This window comes from Paragemmobacter amnigenus, assembly GCF_009908265.2.
GTDB lineage: Bacteria > Pseudomonadota > Alphaproteobacteria > Rhodobacterales > Rhodobacteraceae > Paragemmobacter > Paragemmobacter amnigenus.
In genome coordinates, this window is the sequence record NZ_JAAATX020000007.1 from 53931 (window position 1) to 70817 (window position 16887).

Sequence of the window (16887 nt, forward strand, 5' to 3'; positions counted from 1 at the left end):
TGGCGGGCTGTGGCTGTGGACAGGGGCGGATTGCAGGGCTAATTGGGGGGCCGAAACGGGTTTTTTGCCTTTTGAAAGGGCCAATCCAGCATGGCGTCGCTGAACGATATCCGCTCTACCTTCCTCGACTTCTTTGCGCGCAACGGGCATCGGGTGGTCGAGTCCTCCCCTCTCGTGCCGCGCAATGACCCGACGCTGATGTTCGCGAATTCGGGCATGGTGCAGTTCAAGAACTGCTTTACGGGTGTCGAGTCGCGGGATTACAAGCGGGCGACCACGGCGCAGAAATGCGTGCGGGCGGGCGGAAAGCACAATGACCTGGACAATGTGGGCTATACCGCGCGGCATCATACCTTCTTCGAGATGCTGGGGAATTTCAGCTTTGGCGACTACTTCAAGGCCGAGGCGATTGCCTTTTCGTGGGAGCTGCTGACCCGCGATTTCGGGATCGACCCGAAGAAGCTGTGCGTCACGGTCTACCATACCGACGACGAGGCGGCGGGGATCTGGAAGAAGGTGGCGGGGCTGGAGGATCACCGGATCATCCGCATCCCGACGGATGACAACTTCTGGCGCATGGGGCCGACGGGGCCCTGCGGGCCGTGCACGGAAATCTTTTACGACCACGGCGACCATATCTGGGGCGGCCCTCCGGGGTCGGCGGATGAGGACGGCGACCGGTTCATCGAGATCTGGAACAACGTCTTCATGCAGAACGAGCAGTTCGCGGATGGCACGATGCGCCCGCTGGACATGCAGTCGATCGACACCGGCATGGGGCTGGAGCGGATCGGCGCGCTGTTGCAGGGCAAGCATGACAACTATGACACCGACCTGATGCGGTCACTGATCGAGGCAAGCGCCCATGCGACGAGCCAGGACCCCGACGGTCCGGGCAAGACGAGCCATCGGGTGATCGCGGACCATCTGCGGTCGGTCTCCTTCCTGATCGCGGATGGCGTGATGCCGTCGAACGAGGGGCGCGGCTATGTGCTGCGCCGGATCATGCGGCGGGCGATGCGGCACGCGCATATGCTGGGCGCGCAGGATCCGGTGATGTTCAAGCTGGTGCCCGCACTGGTGCGGCAGATGGGCGGGGCCTATCCGGAACTGGCGCGCGCGCAGGCGGTGATCGAGGAAACGCTGCGGCTGGAAGAGACCAAGTTCAAGCAGACGCTGGACCGGGGCCTGAAGCTCTTGGACGAGGAGTTGGGGCGTCTGCCCGACGGGGCCGAGCTGCCCGGCGGCGCGGCGTTCAAGCTCTATGACACCTATGGCTTCCCGCTGGACCTGACGCAGGATGCGCTGCGCGAGAAGGGTCGCGCGGTGGATGTGCAGGGCTTCGAGGCCGCGATGGCCGAGCAGCGCGCCAAGGCGCGCGCCAGCTGGGCCGGCACGGGCGAGGCGAAGGACGCCAAGATCTGGTTCGAACTGGCCGAGGCGCATGGCGCGACCGAGTTCCTTGGTTATGACACCGAGACGGCCGAGGGCGTGGTTCTGGCGCTGGTCAAGGACGGCGCGGGGATCGGGTCGGCCGAGACGGGAAGCACGGTTCAGATCGTGGTGAACCAGACGCCGTTCTATGGCGAGTCGGGCGGTCAGGTCGGTGATGCGGGCTGGGTGCGGACCCAGACGGGGCTGGCGCATGTGACCGACACCAAGAAGGCGGCGGGGGTGTTCATCCACGTGGCCGAGGTGGTGGAAGGCACCATCGTCAAGGGCCAGCCTGCCAAGCTGGAGGTGGAGCACAAGCGGCGCGGGGCGATCCGCGCGAACCATTCGGCCACCCACCTGCTGCACGAGGCGCTGCGCCGCGCGCTGGGGGATCATGTGGCGCAGAAGGGCAGCCTGAACGCGCCGGATCGTCTGCGGTTCGACTTCAGCCATTCGGCGGCGCTGTCGGCGGCGGAACTGGCGCAGGTCGAGGCCGAGGTCAACGACTTCATCCGCCAGAACAGCCCCGTCGAGACGCGGATCATGACGCCGGATGACGCGCGGGCTTTGGGCGCGCAGGCGCTGTTCGGCGAGAAATATGGCGAGGAAGTGCGCGTCGTGTCGATGGGCTGGCTGGACGGGTCGGGCAAGGGCGCGGACGGGCGGACCTATTCGCTGGAGCTCTGCGGCGGCACGCATGTGGGGCGGACGGGGGATATCGGGGCGTTTGTTCTGCTGGGTGACTCGGCCTCTTCGGCGGGTGTGCGGCGGATCGAGGCGCTGACCGGTCCGGCGGCATTGGAATATCTGCGGGTGCAGGATGCGCGGCTGGCCGATGTGGCAAGCGTGCTGAAGGCGCCGGTTGCCGAAGTGGTGGACCGTGTGAAGGCGCTGGCCGACGAACGCCGTGCGCTGCAGAACGAGGTTGCGCAGCTGCGGCGTGAGCTGGCGATGGGCGGCGGGGCCAAGGGTGGACCCGAGGCCAAGGATGTGGGGGGCGTGAAGTTCCTTGCACAAGTCCTGTCGGGCGTGTCGGGCAAGGATCTGCCCGCGCTGATCGACGAGATGAAGGCGCGGATCGGGTCGGGGGCGGTGCTTCTGATCGCGGATACGGGGGCGAAGCCTGCGGTCGCGGCAGGGGTCACGGCGGACCTGACGGGGCGGCTTTCGGCGGTGACGCTGGTCAAGGCGGCGGCCGAGGCGATGGGCGGCAAGGGCGGCGGTGGCCGTCCGGACATGGCGCAGGCGGGGGGCGCGGATATCGCGCTGGCCGATGCGGCGATTGCAGCGGCGGAAGCCGCGATCGGGGGTTGAGATGGCGACCGCGCTCTGGATTGCCCATGTGCATGTGACCGATACCGAGGCCTATGCGAAATACGCCAAGGGCGCGACCGAGGCGATTGCGGCGCATGGCGGCGTGTTTCTGGCCCGTGGCGGGCGCTATGTGCAGCTGGAAGGCAACGACCGGCCGCGCAATGTGGTGGCGCGGTTTCCCAGCCTTGAGCGGGCAGTAGAATGCTACAACTCGCCTGCCTATCAGGCCGCGCTGGCCTTTGCCAAAGGGGCCAGCGTGCGCGACCTGATGGTGGTCGAGGAGATCGAGTGAGCACCTTGCGCGGTTCGTCGCGACGTGTGGATAAAATGGCCCCTGCGGGGGCCGTTTTCGTGTTACGGTGCCGGAAAACAAGAATCCGAGGCGGAGCATGTTCGTTTTCCTGATCGTCCGGGGGTGCAGCTGATGTGCCGCTGGGCTGCCTATGTGGGGGCGCCGATCTTTCTGGAAGAGATCGTCAGCCGTCCCGGACATTCCCTGATCCATCAGAGCCATTGCGCCACGCAGTGCCACACGGCCATCAATGCCGACGGTTTCGGCGTGGCATGGTATGGCGAGCGGCCGGAGCCGGGGTTGTATCGCGACGTGATGCCCGCCTGGTCAGACCCGAACCTGCGCAGCCTGACGGCGCAGGTGAAATCGGGGCTGTTTCTGGCGCATGTGCGGGCATCCACCGGCACGGCGACGAGCCGGAACAACTGCCATCCCTTCACGGTGGGGCGGTGGTCCTTCATGCATAATGGCCAGATCGGCGGGTATGAGGCGTTCCGGCGCGATGCGGACATGATGATCCGCGATGATCTGTATCCCCATCGCAAGGGCGCGACGGATAGCGAGGCGCTGTTCCTGATCGCGCTGGCCGAGGGGTTGGAGGACGACCCGCAGGGTGCGCTGGAACGGGCGGCGGCGCGGGTGATCGCGCTGGCGCGGGCCAAGGGTGCGGCACCCCATCTGCGGCTGACGGCGGCGCTGTCGGATGGCGCGCGGCTTTACGCGGTGCGCTATTCCACCGATGCGCTGGCGCCGACGCTCTATCACCGCTGGTCGGACCGGCGGCAGGGGCGGGCCGTGGTGAGCGAGCCGCTGGAGCAGGACGAGGGCGACTGGACCGAGGTTCCAGCGGGGTCGTTCTGCACCTTCGAGGGGCGGGATGTGCAGGTCAGCGCCTTTCTTCCCGAAGCGGTGAGCGCGGCGGCCTGAGCCTGCGTGGCGTTTACGAAGGTTGACGGAACGGTCAAACTTACTAATCTCGGCCAATCCGCGCGGATTTGCGGGCGCGGCATAGCGAGTTCTGCCTTGTGCGAGTGAAAAAGTCCTTTCTCGCCCAAGGGGGTTCTCTGGCATGGCCGCGCCTTTTCCGGACTGGAATGACCTGCATGACATCCTGTTGATCACCGATGCCGGAAGCCTGTCGGGCGCGGCACGCATCGCGGGGATCAGCCAGTCCACCATGTCGCGCCGGTTGGCCGCGATCGAGGCCAACGGGCAGCCGGTCTTCCTGCGCGACGAGATGGGGCGGATGAAGCCCAATGCGCGGGGGCGGGAACTGGTGGCGGCAGCGCGCGAGATGGCGGCGGCCTATGATCGCGTCAAGGCGCGGCTGACGCAGGCGGCGCCACCGCTGCGGGTGGCGAGCTGCGCGATGCTGGCGGATGTGTTCCTGTCGGCGTGTCTGCCGGTCTGGGCGGCGCGGTCCGACAGCGCGGCGGAACTGTCGGTGCATGACGACCTGATGGCCCTGCCCGAGGACAGCTATGATGTGCTGGTGGCCCCGATGGCGGCCGCGCCCGAGCGGAGCACGGGCCAGATGCTGGGGCGGCTGGCGATGGCGCTTTATGCCGCGCCATCCTATGTGGCGCAGTATCGCATCCGCGGGCGGCTGGACACGCTGGAAGGCCAAGGTGTGATCCGCGCGTCCAAGGCGTTGGCCGATGCCGAGAGTTTCCGCTGGCTGGCGCGGCAGGGCGGCAATGTGACGATGCTGTCCCCGAACATTCCCACCATGGCCGAAGCCTGTGCAGCGGGTCTGGGAATCGCGCTGTTGCCGGTCGAGACGGCGGGGCAGGATGCGCGGCTCTTGCCGATCGACGGGCCGAAGTCGCCGTCCTGCGAGATCTGGGCGGTGGCGGATGCGGCAGGGGCGAATGACCCGCGCATCGCGGGCTTTCTGAAATGGGCGCGCGGGGAATTCCGCGCGTCCCATGCCGGTATGCAGGCGGCCGGTTAGGCCGATTTCGCCGCGCGCTTGCGCTCGTGCGGGTCGAGGACGCGCTTGCGCAGGCGGATGATCTTGGGCGTGACTTCCACCAGTTCGTCATCGTCGATATAGGCGATGGCCTCTTCGAGGCTGAACTTGATGTGGGGCGTCAGGCGCACCGCCTCGTCCGTGCCGGAGGCGCGGACGTTGGTGAGCTTCTTGCCCTTGAGCGGGTTCACCTCGAGGTCGTTGTCGCGCGAGTGTTCGCCGATGATCATGCCCTCATAGACGTTTTCCTGCGGGCCGATGAACATGCGGCCGCGGTCTTCGAGGTTCCAGAGCGCATAGGCGACAGAGACGCCGTTTTCCATCGAGATCAGCACACCCTGACGGCGGCCCTGGATCGGGCCCTTGTGCGGGACCCAGCCGTGGAAGATGCGGTTCAGCACGCCCGTGCCGCGCGTGTCGGTCAGGAACTGGCCGTGATAGCCGATAAGGCCGCGCGACGGGACATGGGCGATGATGCGGGTCTTGCCTGCGCCTGCGGGTTTCATCTCCACAAGGTCGCCCTTGCGTTCGCCGGTCAGCTTGTCGATCACAGCGCCGGAATATTCGTCATCCACGTCGACGATGACTTCTTCCACCGGTTCCATCCGCACGCCGTTCTCTTCCTTGAAGATCACGCGGGGGCGGGAGATCGAAAGTTCAAAGCCTTCGCGGCGCATGTTCTCGATCAGGACGCCCATCTGGAGTTCGCCGCGGCCCGAGACTTCGAACGCCTCGCCGCCGGGGGTGTCGGCGACCTTGATGGCGACGTTGGTTTCCGCCTCTTTCATCAGGCGGTCGCGGATGACGCGGGATTGGACCTTGTTGCCGTCGCGGCCAGCAAGGGGGCTGTCATTGATGCCGAAGGTGACGGTAATCGTAGGCGGATCAATGGGTTGCGCCGGAAGGGCGGTGTCGATTTCCAGCGCGCAGAGCGTGTCGGCCACGGTGGCCTTGGTCATGCCGGCAAGGGTGACGATGTCGCCCGCGACGGCCTCGTCTATGGCGGTCTGGGTCAGGCCGCGGAAGGCGAGGACCTTGGTGACGCGGAACTGTTCGATCCGGTCGCCGGTGCGCGACAGGGCCTTCAGCGTTTCGCCAACCTTCAGCGTGCCGGACTCGACGCGGCCCGTCAGGATGCGGCCGATGAAGGGATCGGCGGACAGTGTGGTGGCGAGCATCGAGAAGGGTTCGGTCTTGCGGGCGATCTGCTTTGGCTCGGGCACGTGGCGGACGATCAGGTTGAACAGGGCGTTCAGATCCTTGCGCGGACCATCAAGGCTTTCATCCGCCCAGCCGGCGCGGCCCGAGGCGTAGAGATAGGGGAAGTCGAGTTGTTCGTCATTCGCGCCGAGATTGGCGAAAAGATCAAACACTTCGTTAAGGGCGCGGTCGGGTTCGGCGTCCGGCTTGTCGACCTTGTTGAGCACCACGATCGGGCGCAGGCCAAGGGCGAGGGCCTTGGAGGTGACGAATTTCGTCTGGGGCATCGGGCCTTCTGCGGCGTCGACCAGCAGGACGACACCGTCGACCATGTTCAGGATGCGTTCGACCTCGCCCCCGAAATCGGCGTGGCCGGGGGTGTCGACGATGTTGATCCGCATCCCGTCATGTTCGACGCTGGTGCATTTGGCGAGGATGGTGATCCCGCGTTCGCGTTCGATGTCATTGCTGTCCATCGCGCGTTCGGTCACGGCCTGATTGTCGCGGAAGGAGCCGGACTGTTTCAGCAGCTCGTCGACGAGGGTGGTCTTGCCATGGTCGACATGCGCGATGATGGCGATGTTGCGAAGCTCCATCGGGGAGATCTCTTTCAGCTTTTTCTGCGGTTGCGAGGGGCCATACAGGGTTTGGGACCGCTTGGCGAGTCCCGTCACGCGGCGATGTAGCGGTCGCGGCGATGGTTGATGGCGAGGAAGAGGGAATAGGTGGCCGCGCCGAGGAAGGACCAGAGCAGCGTGGCAGGCGGCAGGATCAGGGCGGCGGCGGAGAAAAGGACAATGTCCACAGCGAGTTGGCTGTATCCGGCGGGGATGGCGAAGCGGTCCTGGAGGATCAGCGCGGGGATGGAGAAACCGCCGAAGCTGCCACCGTGGCGGACCACGGCGAGGGCGGCGATGCCGAAGAGGATGCCGAAGAGGAGGGCAGCGAAGGCGGGCTCCATCGGACCCAGCACCATCCAGCGCGGAAGGATGTCGGTGAGGACCGAGAGCGCGGCGGTGGAGATGAGCGTCCTGAGCGCGAAGCGGCGGCCGAAATGCCACCAGCCGAGCGCGAGGAAGGGCAGGTTGAGGGTGAAATAGACCTGCGAAAACGGGAGGTTGCCGGTATAGGCGAGCAGGACGGCAAGGCCCGTCGTCTGGCCCGTGGCAAAGCCCATATGGGTGAGGATGTGGATGCCCAAGGCCGCCATGACAATGCCGAAGGCAATGCCCTGGGCGTCTTCGAGAAGGGTGTGGCGGCGGGGATCGGTCATGGAATGGGTCATATACATTGACGCATTATAAGTCAATCCATCTGACCCAAATGCCCGCGAAAGCGACGGGGCCGGATCTGGCGATCCGGCCCCGTTTGTCCCGTGCCGATTGTTGTGCCGATGGCTGTACCGCATCCTGTCAGCACGCAGCGGGCGGCGCGGTCACGGGTTGGAAAGCCCCGCCCCGGGCTTGATCCGGGGCCTGCGCCGCAGCGGGGGGGAGGCCCCGGGTCAAGCCCGGGGCGCGGTGTCCGCCGTCAGCCTGCCAGCGCCTTGTTGAGGTATTCGTCAACCTTTTCCAGATAGCCCATGGTGGTGAGCCATTTCTGGTCCGGTCCGACGAGCAGGGCGAGGTCCTTGGTCATCCAGCCATCCTCGACCGTCTGGACGGTCACCTTTTCCAGCGTGGTCGCAAAGGTCATCAGCGCGTCGTTGCCGTCGAGTTTCGCGCGGTGCTTGAGCCCGCCGGTCCAGGCGTAGATCGAGGCGATGGAGTTCGTGGAGGTCTGCTTGCCCTTCTGGTGTTCGCGGAAATGGCGGGTGACGGTGCCGTGCGCCGCCTCGGCCTCGACCACCTTGCCGTCGGGGGTGAGCAGGACGGAGGTCATCAGGCCGAGGCTGCCGAAGCCCTGTGCCACGGTGTCGGACTGCACGTCGCCGTCATAGTTCTTGCAGGCCCAGATATAGCCCCCCGACCATTTCAGCGCCGAGGCCACCATGTCGTCGATCAGGCGGTGTTCGTAATGGATGCCGGCGGCCTTGAAGCGGTCCTCGAATTCTTCGGCATAGACCTTGGCGAAGAGGTCTTTGAAGCGGCCGTCATAGGCCTTGAGGATGGTGTTCTTGGTGGAGAGATAGACGGGCCAGCCCTTCATCAGGCCGTAGTTGAAGGAGGAGCGGGCGAAGTCGATGATGGAGTCGTCGAGGTTGTACATCCCCATCACCACACCGGCGGAGGGGGCGTTGTAGACCTCGCGCTCGATCACCTCGCCATCCTCGCCCACGAATTTCAGGGTGAGCTTGCCCTTGCCCGGAAAGCGGAAGTCGGTGGCGCGGTACTGGTCGCCAAAGGCGTGACGGCCAACCACGACGGGTTTCGTCCAGCCCGGGACAAGGCGGGGGACGTTGCGGCAGATGATCGGTTCGCGGAAGATCACGCCGCCGAGGATGTTGCGGATCGTCCCGTTGGGGGATTTCCACATCTGTTTCAGGCCGAACTCCTCCACCCGCTGTTCGTCGGGGGTGATGGTGGCGCATTTCACGCCGACGCCGTGCTGGCGGATCGCATGGGCGGCGTCGACGGTGATCTGGTCCGAGGTGCGGTCGCGCTCTTCGATGCCGAGGTCGTAGTAGAGCAGGTCGATGTCCAGATAGGGCAGGATCAGCTTCTTCTTGATGAAGTCCCAGATGATGCGGGTCATCTCGTCGCCGTCGAGTTCGACGACGGGGTTTGCCACCTTGATCTTGGTCATGGGTTGCCCTTTCACTTTGCAGGAATGGCCGCGCCGGTCGGGTGACCGGAGTGCATGCGGGTTCGGTATGCAACGGTATACAGTGAGGGGTCAATGGGTGATTTGTCGCAGATCGAGGCGGAGATGGCGCGGTATCGGGCGGAGTCAGCCGAGCATGTGGCCCAGTTGGCGGCGGCGCGCCGGGTGCGGGTGATGTGCGATTATTCGGCGGATGGTGTCTGGTCGAAGGGTGGGGGAAGTTTCGACTGCACCGCGCTGCCGATCACGCCGCAACTGGTGTGGCGGATCCGGCAGTGGCAGGTGGACTATGAGCGCTCCGGTTACTGGACGGGGGAGTTCGGGCTCGAGGGCGGGTTGGAGGCGTTCGCGGAAACGGGCCTGCACATCGCGATCGAGATGAAGCGGCAGTTGCCCGACTGGACGATTGTCTATTCGGATGCACGGCGGCGCGCGCCAGAGGCGTCTGCGACGGAGTTGGCTGACATCCGTGCCACGTTGACCGAGGGAGACGATCTCGAGCGGGCTCTTGAGGCCGCGCAGCTTTACACCGACAGGTTTCGCGCGTGGTTCGAATATGAAATAACGTCCGACGTTGTGGAAAGCGGGACGCCACCAGACAATTACCCGAAATAGGGCCGCACCCTTTCGCGGACCCATGCCCAGAGGCGGGGGGCGCCGCGTTCGATCTTCGTTCCCACCCTGTTCTGCAATTGGTCGAAGGTGACGTCGTAGGTCACCCATGTGCCGCCGCCGGATTGCAGGTTGGCCATGACGGGCTGCACGCGGTCTAGCGATTTGGCGAAGCGGGCGTCGGGGGTTTCGGCGGCCTCGAATTCGTCCCAGAGGGCGCGGAAGTCGCGGGCGAGGTCGGGGGGGAGGAGGCCGAAGATGCGGTCGGCGGCGCGTTGTTCGGCGGCCTGCGTTTCCGGCGCGGCATGGGCGGTGCCGTTGGCGGAATGGATCGGCACGTCGCCCACGTCGATTTCCACGAGGTCGTGGAGGAGGAGCATGCGGATGACGCGGTTGATGTCGACGCCCGCCTCGGCCTGATCGGCAAGGGTGAGGGCGTAGAGCGCGAGGTGCCAGCTGTGTTCGCCCGAGTTCTCCGGACGCGAGCCGTCGACAAGCGTGGTGGCGCGCAGGACGGATTTGAGGCGGTCGGCCTCGTTCAGGAAGGCGAATTGGGCGGTCAGGCGGTCGTCGGGCGTCATCAATGGCCGCTGTCGGGGCCGCGCGGGGCCTGCGGGGCCGCCCCGCCGGAGCGTTTGGCGGCCAGCATGCGGGCGAGGAAGTCGCGCCCGCGCTTTTCGGCCAGGCGGACGCGGACCGAGGTCATGAAGGCCTCTTGCGTGGTGGGCGAAAGCTCGCCCAGCACCTTGGACATCTTTTCGTAGAACCGGTCGTCGCCCAGTTCCGCCTGCGCCTCGAGCACATCGCGGGCGAGGGCGTCGGCCAGATCCTCGATCACGCCCATCAGCGCGAGCCTTCCGTCAGGCGGCGGCGGACATAGTCGGACACCGTGTCGATCATCGGCTTCATATGCGCCTCTTCATCCTTGAAGAAGTGGTCGGCGCCGTCGATTTCGGTGTGGGTGATGGTGATGCCCTTCTGTTCATGCAGTTTGGAGACCAGTTGCTTGGTGTCCTTGGGCGGGGCGACGCGGTCGGCCGAGCCGTTGATGATGAGGCCCGAGGAGGGGCAGGGGGCGAGGAAGGAGAAGTCGTAGAGGTTCGCGGGCGGGGCGACCGAGACGAAGCCGGTGATTTCGGGGCGGCGCATCAGGAGCTGCATCCCGATCCACGCGCCGAAGGAGAAGCCCGCGACCCAGCAGTGTTTCGCGTTCTGGTTCATCGATTGCAGGTAGTCGAGCGCCGAGGCCGCGTCGGAGAGTTCCCCGATGCCCTGATCGTATTCGCCCTGCGACCGGCCCACGCCGCGGAAGTTGAAGCGCAGGACGGTGAAGCCCAGATTGTAGAAGGCGTAATGGAGGTTGTAGACCACCTTGTTGTTCATCGTCCCGCCATATTGCGGGTGGGGATGCAGCACGATGGCGATGGGGGCGTCACGGTCCTTTTGCGGGTGGTAGCGTCCTTCGAGCCGGCCTTCGGGGCCTGCGAAAATCACTTCGGGCATTCGTGTCGCCTGTCTTTCCTGGAGCGATTTGTTGACGAATTCGCTCGGATTATTTAGAACGGTTCCAAGACGCGTCCTGAGGGGCGCGGTCCGGGGTCGGTTTCAGGTAATGGGCCGATGTTCCCGCGTCAATGTTTTTGGAAGGTTTGGCCCATGAAACTGTCGACGAAGGGGCGCTATGCGATGGTGGCGCTGGCCGATCTGGCGCTGGTGGAGGCGCAGAGGGCGGGCAAGGCGGGCGGGGATGATCTGGTGTCGCTGGCCGAGGTGGCCAAGCGGCAGGATATCAGCCTGCCCTATCTGGAACAGCTGTTCGTGAAGCTGCGCCGCGCGGGGCTGGTCGAGGCGGTGCGCGGGCCGGGGGGTGGCTACAAGCTGGCGCGCAGTCCGGATGCGATCCGCGTGTCGGATGTGCTGGAGGCGGTGGAGGAGACGGTCGATGCGCTGCATACCGGCGCGGGCGTGTCGGGCGGCGTGTCGGGGACGCGGGCGCAGAGCCTGACCAACCGGCTGTGGGAGGGGTTGAGCGCGCATGTCTATGTCTTCCTGCACCAGACGCGGCTGTCGGATGTGATCCGCAACCAGATGACGCCGTGCCCCGCGGTGCCGGCGCTGTTCCGCGTGGTGGACGAGGATGCGTGACGGGCGCGTCTTGGGCGGGCGTCGGCACGGGGGGCTGTCTGCCCCCCGCGGCGCGTGCCGCGCCTCCCCCCGAGGATATTTGAGAACGGCTGAAGGAGCAGGGGCGTGAGGTCTCGAGTCTATCTGGACTGGAACGCGACGGCGCCTTTGCGGGATGAGGCGCGGGCGGCCATGATTGCGGCCATGGATGTGGTGGGCAATCCGTCCTCCGTCCATGCCGAGGGGCGGGCGGCGCGGGCGCTGGTGGAGAAGGCGCGGGCGCAGGTGGCGGCGGCGGTGGGGTGCAAGCCCGCCGAGGTGGTCTTTACCAGCGGCGCGACGGAGGCGGCGGCGGTGCTGGGGCGGTTGCCGGTGGGGATGGTCGAGGTGGAGCCTACGGCGCATGACTGCCTGTGGTCGCAGCGGCGCGCGGGGCAGGGGAGCCGTGCCATAGGCTGGGGCTATGCCAATAACGAGACGGGATTGATCGTGGAGCCGCCCGCGCGGGCGGAGGGCGAGATCCTGATGCTGGACATCGTGCAGGCGGTGGGGAAGGTGCCTTTCTCCTTTGCCTGGAGCGGGGCCGAGATGGCGATCGTGTCGGCGCACAAGTTCGGCGGGCCGAAGGGGGTGGGCGCGCTGATCATCCGCGACGGGGTGGAGACGCAGCCCGTGCTGACGGGGGGCGGGCAGGAGATGGGCCGCCGTGCGGGGACCGAGAACATAATCGGCATCGCGGGCATGGGTGCCGCCGCCGAGGCCGCGCAGCGCGATCTGGAGGCGGGGGTCTGGGAGCGTGTGGCGGAACTTAGAAATATTCTAGAATCCACATTGTCCTTGGCTGGAAACAATACTATTTCCGTCGGGAAAGGCCGCGCGCGCCTGCCCAACACGCTGTGCCTGATCGCGCCCGGGTGGAAGGGCGAGACGCAGGTCATGGCGATGGATCTGGCCGGGTTCGCGATTTCGGCCGGATCGGCCTGTTCGTCGGGCAAGGTGCGGGAAAGCCGCGTGTTGCGGGCGATGGGATATGAGGGGGCTGAGGCGGCATCCGCGATACGCGTGTCGCTTGGGCCGGAGACGACGGAGGAGGCTGTGCTGCGTTTTGCCGAGGTGTGGAGCGCGCAGTATGCCAAGGCCCTGAACAGGGCCGCGTGAAGCTGGAATGCGGGGTGCGAGCCCCAGCCGTGGAGATGGACCGATGACCGAAGCCGCGCTGAAGGAAGCCGAGATCCGTGACGGGGTCGATCGCGAGACGATCGAGACCGTGCAGGCGATGGCGGGCAAGTACAAATACGGCTGGGAAACCGAGATCGAGACGGAATATGCGCCCAAGGGTCTGTCCGAGGATATCGTCCGGCTGATTTCGGAAAAGAACGGCGAGCCGGAGTGGATGCTGGACTGGCGTCTGGCGGCCTATCGGCGCTGGGAGAAGATGGAAGAGCCGCGTTGGGCGATGCTCAACTATCCCGAGATCGACTATCAGGACCAGTATTACTATGCCAAGCCGAAGAGCATGGCGGTGAAGCCCAAGAGCCTTGACGAGGTGGACCCGAAGCTTCTGGCGACCTATGCCAAGCTGGGCATCCCGTTGAAGGAGCAGGCGCTGCTGGCCGGTGTCGAGGCGCCGGAGGGCGAGCGGAAGGTGGCGGTGGATGCCGTGTTTGATTCCGTGTCGGTGGGCACGACCTTCAAGGCCGAGCTGGCCAAGGCGGGGGTGATCTTCTGTTCCATCAGCGAGGCGGTGCGCGAGCATCCGGAGCTGGTGAAGAAATATCTCGGCTCGGTCGTGCCGCAGTCGGACAACTTCTTTGCGACGCTGAACAGCGCCGTGTTTTCGGACGGGTCCTTCGTCTACATCCCCGAGGGCGTGCGCTGCCCGATGGAGTTGAGCACCTATTTCCGCATCAATGCCGAGAATACGGGGCAGTTCGAGCGGACGCTGATCATCGCGGACAAGGGGAGCTATGTGAGCTACCTTGAGGGCTGCACGGCGCCGAAGCGCGATACGCACCAGCTGCACGCGGCGGTGGTGGAGATCGTGGTGCTGGACGATGCCGAGGTGAAGTATTCCACCGTCCAGAACTGGTATCCGGGCGACGAGAACGGCAAGGGCGGCATCTACAACTTTGTCACCAAGCGGGCGGATTGCCGGGGGGACCGGTCCAAGGTGATGTGGACGCAAGTTGAGACGGGGTCGGCGATCACGTGGAAATATCCGTCCTGCATCCTGCGGGGGAATGACAGCCAGGGCGAGTTCTATTCCATCGCCATCGCCAACAATGCCCAGCAGGCGGATACGGGGACCAAGATGGTGCATCTTGGGAAGAACACGAAGTCGCGGATCGTGTCGAAGGGCATCAGCGCGGGGCGGGCGCAGAATACCTATCGGGGGCTGGTGTCGATGCACCCGAAGGCCACGAATTCCCGCAACTATACCCAGTGCGACAGCCTGCTGATCGGCGACAAGTGCGGGGCGCATACGGTGCCCTATATCGAGGTCAAGAACAACTCGTCCCGCGTGGAGCATGAGGCGACCACGTCCAAGGTGGACGAGGACCAGCTGTTCTATTGCCGGTCGCGGGGCATGGACGAGGAAGAGGCGGTGGCGCTGGTGGTCAACGGCTTCTGCAAGGAAGTGCTGCAGGCGCTGCCGATGGAGTTTGCCATGGAGGCGCAGAGCCTTGTGGCGATTTCGCTGGAAGGCTCGGTGGGGTGAGCAAAAATCTTTGAAGATTTTTGCAAATTTCTTCGAAGAAATTTGCGGGGAGCGTGAGCGATGATCGTGACGACGACGCCTTCGGTCGAGGGCTACCAGATTGCGGACTACCTTGGCATCGTGACGGGCGAGGCGATCATGGGCGCGAATATCGTGCGCGATCTGTTCGCGGGAATCACCGACATCATCGGGGGCCGATCGGGCGCCTATGAGGCGAAGCTGGCCGATGCGCGGGAAACCGCGCTGCGCGAGATGCAGGACAAGGCGCGGGCGCTGGGGGCCAATGCGGTGGTCGGCGTCGATCTGGATTACGAGGTCATCGGCCAGATGCTGATGGTGTCGTCGAGCGGCACGGCCGTGCGGTTGGGATAAGGCGCCCTGCGGGGCCATGGCGGATAGAGACGGGACAGAAGATGCTGAATATCAAGAACCTGCACGTGAAGCTGGAAGAAGAGGACAAGCAGATCCTGAAGGGCGTGGACCTGACGGTGAAGGCGGGCGAGGTCCATGCGATCATGGGGCCGAACGGATCGGGCAAGTCGACGCTGTCCTATGTGCTGGCGGGGCGCGAGGGCTATGAGGTGACGGAGGGCAGCGCCACGCTGGAGGGCGAGGAACTGCTGGAGATGGAGCCCGAGGAGCGGGCGGCGGCGGGGCTGTTCCTGGCGTTCCAGTATCCGGTGGAAATTCCGGGGGTGGGCAACATGACCTTCCTTCGCACGGCGGTGAACGCACAGCGCAAGGCGCGCGGCGAGGAGGAGATGTCTGCGGGCGATTTCCTGAAGGTCGTGCGCGAGAAGGCGAAGAAGCTGAAGATCGACGCCGACATGCTGAAGCGGCCCGTCAATGTGGGCTTTTCGGGCGGCGAGAAGAAGCGCAACGAGATCCTCCAGATGGCGATGCTGGAGCCGAAGATGTGCATCCTCGACGAGACCGACTCGGGTCTGGACGTCGATGCGATGAAGCTGGTGTCGGATGGCGTGAACGCGCTGCGTGACGAGGGGCGGGCGTTTCTGGTGATCACGCATTACCAGCGGCTTCTGGACCATATCAAGCCGGACGTGGTGCATATCATGGCGGCGGGCCGGATCATCAAGACCGGCGGGCCGGAGCTGGCGCTGGAGGTGGAGCATAACGGCTATGCCGACCTGCTGGCGGGGGTGCAGTGATGGCGCTGCCGCAGGCAAAGCAGGACGCGCTTGCCGCGCGGATCGCGGGGCTGTCCTTTGCACGCGAGGGCTGGCTGGGCGCGGCGCGGGCCGAGGCTCTGGCACGGCTTTCGGCGATGGGGCTGCCGGGCAAGCGGGACGAATACTGGCGCTATACCGATCCGGCGGGGCTGACCGTGGCCGAGGCGCCGCGGGCGGCGGTCTTTGACGCAAGCGACGAGCGTCCGCTGTTCGACGGGATCGACCGGCTGAAGATCGTCTTCGTGGACGGGGTCTTTGATCCGGCGGCGTCGGATGACCTTCGTCTGGCGGGGGTGGAGATCGAGCGTCTGGCCACTGCGGGTGGCGCGGATATCCATTGGGCGCGCGATCTCTATGGCGTGTTGGAGGGGCGGGGGCAGGTGCCGGTGCAGCGGCCCTTGGCGGTGCTGAACACGGCCTTTGCGACGGATGGTCTGCTGATCCGCGTGACGGGGAAGGCGGCAAGGCCTGTTTCTCTGATTTATGTCCATAATTCCGATACTTCGGATGCGATCCTGCATCATTGCGTGAAGGTCGAGGCGGGGGCGGAGATCACCATTCTGGAGAACGGGCCGGCGGCGGCGCGGTTTTCCAAGGTGATGGAGGTCGAGGTCGCCGAAGGCGCGCGCTTCCACCACATCCGCGCGCAGGGGCGCGATCACGAGCGGCGCGCGGTCACGCATATCTTTGCGCGGCTGGGGGCGGGGGCGCTGTTCAAGTCGTTCACGCTGACGGCCAATGGCGTGCTGACGCGCAACGAGGCGATCATCGAGCTCAACGGCGACGAGGCGGTGGCCCATGTCGCGGGGGCGGCGGTGGGGGATGGCAATTTCCACCATGACGACACAGTCTTTGTCACCCATGCGGCGGAACGTTGCGAGAGCCGTCAGGTCTTCAAGAAGGTGCTGAAGAACGGCGCGGTGGGGGTGTTCCAGGGCAAGATCCTTGTGAAGCCCGGTGCGCAGAAGACGGATGGCTATCAGATCAGCCAATCGCTGCTGCTGGACGAGGACAGCCAGTTCCTTGCCAAGCCGGAGCTGGAAATCTATGCCGATGACGTGAAGTGTTCGCACGGGTCGACATCGGGGGCGATCGACGAGGTGGCGCTGTTCTACCTGCGGTCGCGCGGGGTGCCGGAAAAGGTGGCGCAGTCGCTGCTGGTGCTGGCCTTTCTGGCCGAGTCCATTGCCGAGATCGAGGACGAGGCGATTGCCGAGGATATCCGGTCGCGGCTGGAGGGGTGGCTGGCCCGCCACGAGCACTAGGG

General features: G+C 65.4%; 17 protein-coding genes. 11 read left to right on the forward strand and 6 right to left on the reverse strand.

Features of this window, described 5'->3' with window-relative positions; genetic code table 11:
• The first annotated feature begins 90 nt into the window (after positions 1 to 90).
• The 4 genes from alaS to GU927_RS10990 all read left to right on the forward strand — a co-directional run bounded on the left by alaS (position 91) and on the right by GU927_RS10990 (position 4994).
• Positions 91 to 2748, forward strand: a complete 2658-nt coding sequence (gene alaS, locus GU927_RS10975; protein ID WP_161762497.1) for an alanine--tRNA ligase — start codon at positions 91 to 93, stop codon at positions 2746 to 2748.
• 1 nt (position 2749) lies between these two features.
• Positions 2750 to 3040: a DUF1330 domain-containing protein gene (locus GU927_RS10980; protein ID WP_161762498.1), complete on the forward strand. Its 291-nt coding sequence runs from the start codon at positions 2750 to 2752 to the stop codon at positions 3038 to 3040.
• Positions 3041 to 3172: 132 nt separating this feature from the next.
• The gene (locus tag GU927_RS10985; protein ID WP_161762499.1) at positions 3173 to 3967 is read left to right on the forward strand and encodes a class II glutamine amidotransferase; all 795 of its coding nucleotides are present in this window, start codon (positions 3173 to 3175) and stop codon (positions 3965 to 3967) included.
• 142 nt (positions 3968 to 4109) lie between these two features.
• Complete coding sequence (locus GU927_RS10990) at positions 4110 to 4994, forward strand: LysR family transcriptional regulator (RefSeq protein WP_161762500.1); 885 nt, start codon at positions 4110 to 4112, stop codon at positions 4992 to 4994.
• On the opposite strand, the gene typA is transcribed toward GU927_RS10990, so the two are convergent.
• From typA to GU927_RS11005, 3 genes are all read right to left on the reverse strand, one after another.
• A complete protein-coding gene (typA, locus tag GU927_RS10995) occupies positions 4991 to 6808 on the reverse strand; it encodes a translational GTPase TypA (RefSeq protein WP_161762501.1) in 1818 nt (605 codons plus the stop codon). The two genes, GU927_RS10990 and typA, sit on opposite strands and share 4 nt — an antisense overlap.
• A 74-nt stretch (positions 6809 to 6882) precedes the next feature.
• A complete protein-coding gene (locus tag GU927_RS11000) occupies positions 6883 to 7422 on the reverse strand; it encodes a YitT family protein (RefSeq protein WP_394357672.1) in 540 nt (179 codons plus the stop codon).
• A gap of 320 nt (positions 7423 to 7742) precedes the next feature.
• Positions 7743 to 8957 carry an NADP-dependent isocitrate dehydrogenase gene (locus tag GU927_RS11005; protein WP_161762503.1) on the reverse strand — a complete coding sequence of 405 codons (1215 nt, stop codon included), beginning with the start codon at positions 8955 to 8957 and terminating at the stop codon, positions 7743 to 7745.
• A 93-nt stretch (positions 8958 to 9050) separates the two neighbouring features.
• Between GU927_RS11005 and GU927_RS11010 the strand changes: the two genes are divergently transcribed.
• Entirely contained in the window at positions 9051 to 9590 is a 540-nt protein-coding gene (locus GU927_RS11010) for a hypothetical protein (protein ID WP_161762504.1), read from the forward strand.
• Here GU927_RS11010 and GU927_RS11015 read toward each other — a convergent pair.
• From GU927_RS11015 to GU927_RS11025, 3 genes are read right to left on the reverse strand one after another with little or no spacing between them, the layout of a single operon-like run.
• The gene (locus GU927_RS11015; RefSeq protein WP_161762505.1) at positions 9578 to 10168 is read right to left on the reverse strand and encodes an HD domain-containing protein; all 591 of its coding nucleotides are present in this window, start codon (positions 10166 to 10168) and stop codon (positions 9578 to 9580) included. The genes GU927_RS11010 and GU927_RS11015 overlap by 13 nt on opposite strands.
• Complete coding sequence (locus tag GU927_RS11020) at positions 10168 to 10431, reverse strand: hypothetical protein (RefSeq protein WP_161762506.1); 264 nt, start codon at positions 10429 to 10431, stop codon at positions 10168 to 10170. Before GU927_RS11020 ends, GU927_RS11015 begins: the two co-directional genes overlap by 1 nt.
• Entirely contained in the window at positions 10431 to 11090 is a 660-nt protein-coding gene (locus tag GU927_RS11025) for an alpha/beta hydrolase (RefSeq protein WP_161762507.1), read from the reverse strand. The genes GU927_RS11020 and GU927_RS11025 overlap by 1 nt, the downstream gene beginning before the upstream one ends.
• 153 nt (positions 11091 to 11243) lie before the next feature.
• Between GU927_RS11025 and GU927_RS11030 the strand changes: the two genes are divergently transcribed.
• The 6 genes from GU927_RS11030 (at position 11244) to sufD (ending at position 16885) form a co-directional block, all read left to right on the forward strand.
• A complete protein-coding gene (locus GU927_RS11030) occupies positions 11244 to 11732 on the forward strand; it encodes a Fe-S cluster assembly transcriptional regulator IscR (protein WP_161762508.1) in 489 nt (162 codons plus the stop codon).
• A 105-nt stretch (positions 11733 to 11837) separates the two neighbouring features.
• Complete coding sequence (locus tag GU927_RS11035; protein ID WP_161762509.1) at positions 11838 to 12869, forward strand: cysteine desulfurase family protein; 1032 nt, start codon at positions 11838 to 11840, stop codon at positions 12867 to 12869.
• Positions 12870 to 12912: 43 nt separating this feature from the next.
• On the forward strand, positions 12913 to 14430 hold the full coding sequence (gene sufB, locus GU927_RS11040) for a Fe-S cluster assembly protein SufB (protein WP_161762510.1): 1518 nt from the start codon (positions 12913 to 12915) through the stop codon (positions 14428 to 14430).
• A gap of 60 nt (positions 14431 to 14490) precedes the next feature.
• Positions 14491 to 14802: a heavy metal-binding domain-containing protein gene (locus tag GU927_RS11045; RefSeq protein ID WP_161762511.1), complete on the forward strand. Its 312-nt coding sequence runs from the start codon at positions 14491 to 14493 to the stop codon at positions 14800 to 14802.
• Between the two features lie 41 nt (positions 14803 to 14843).
• Positions 14844 to 15599 (forward strand): Fe-S cluster assembly ATPase SufC, encoded by a 756-nt coding sequence (sufC, locus tag GU927_RS11050; protein WP_161762512.1) that lies wholly within the window; start codon positions 14844 to 14846, stop codon positions 15597 to 15599.
• Positions 15599 to 16885 (forward strand): Fe-S cluster assembly protein SufD, encoded by a 1287-nt coding sequence (sufD, locus tag GU927_RS11055; RefSeq protein WP_161762513.1) that lies wholly within the window; start codon positions 15599 to 15601, stop codon positions 16883 to 16885. The genes sufC and sufD overlap by 1 nt, the downstream gene beginning before the upstream one ends.
• Positions 16886 to 16887 lie beyond the last annotated feature (2 nt).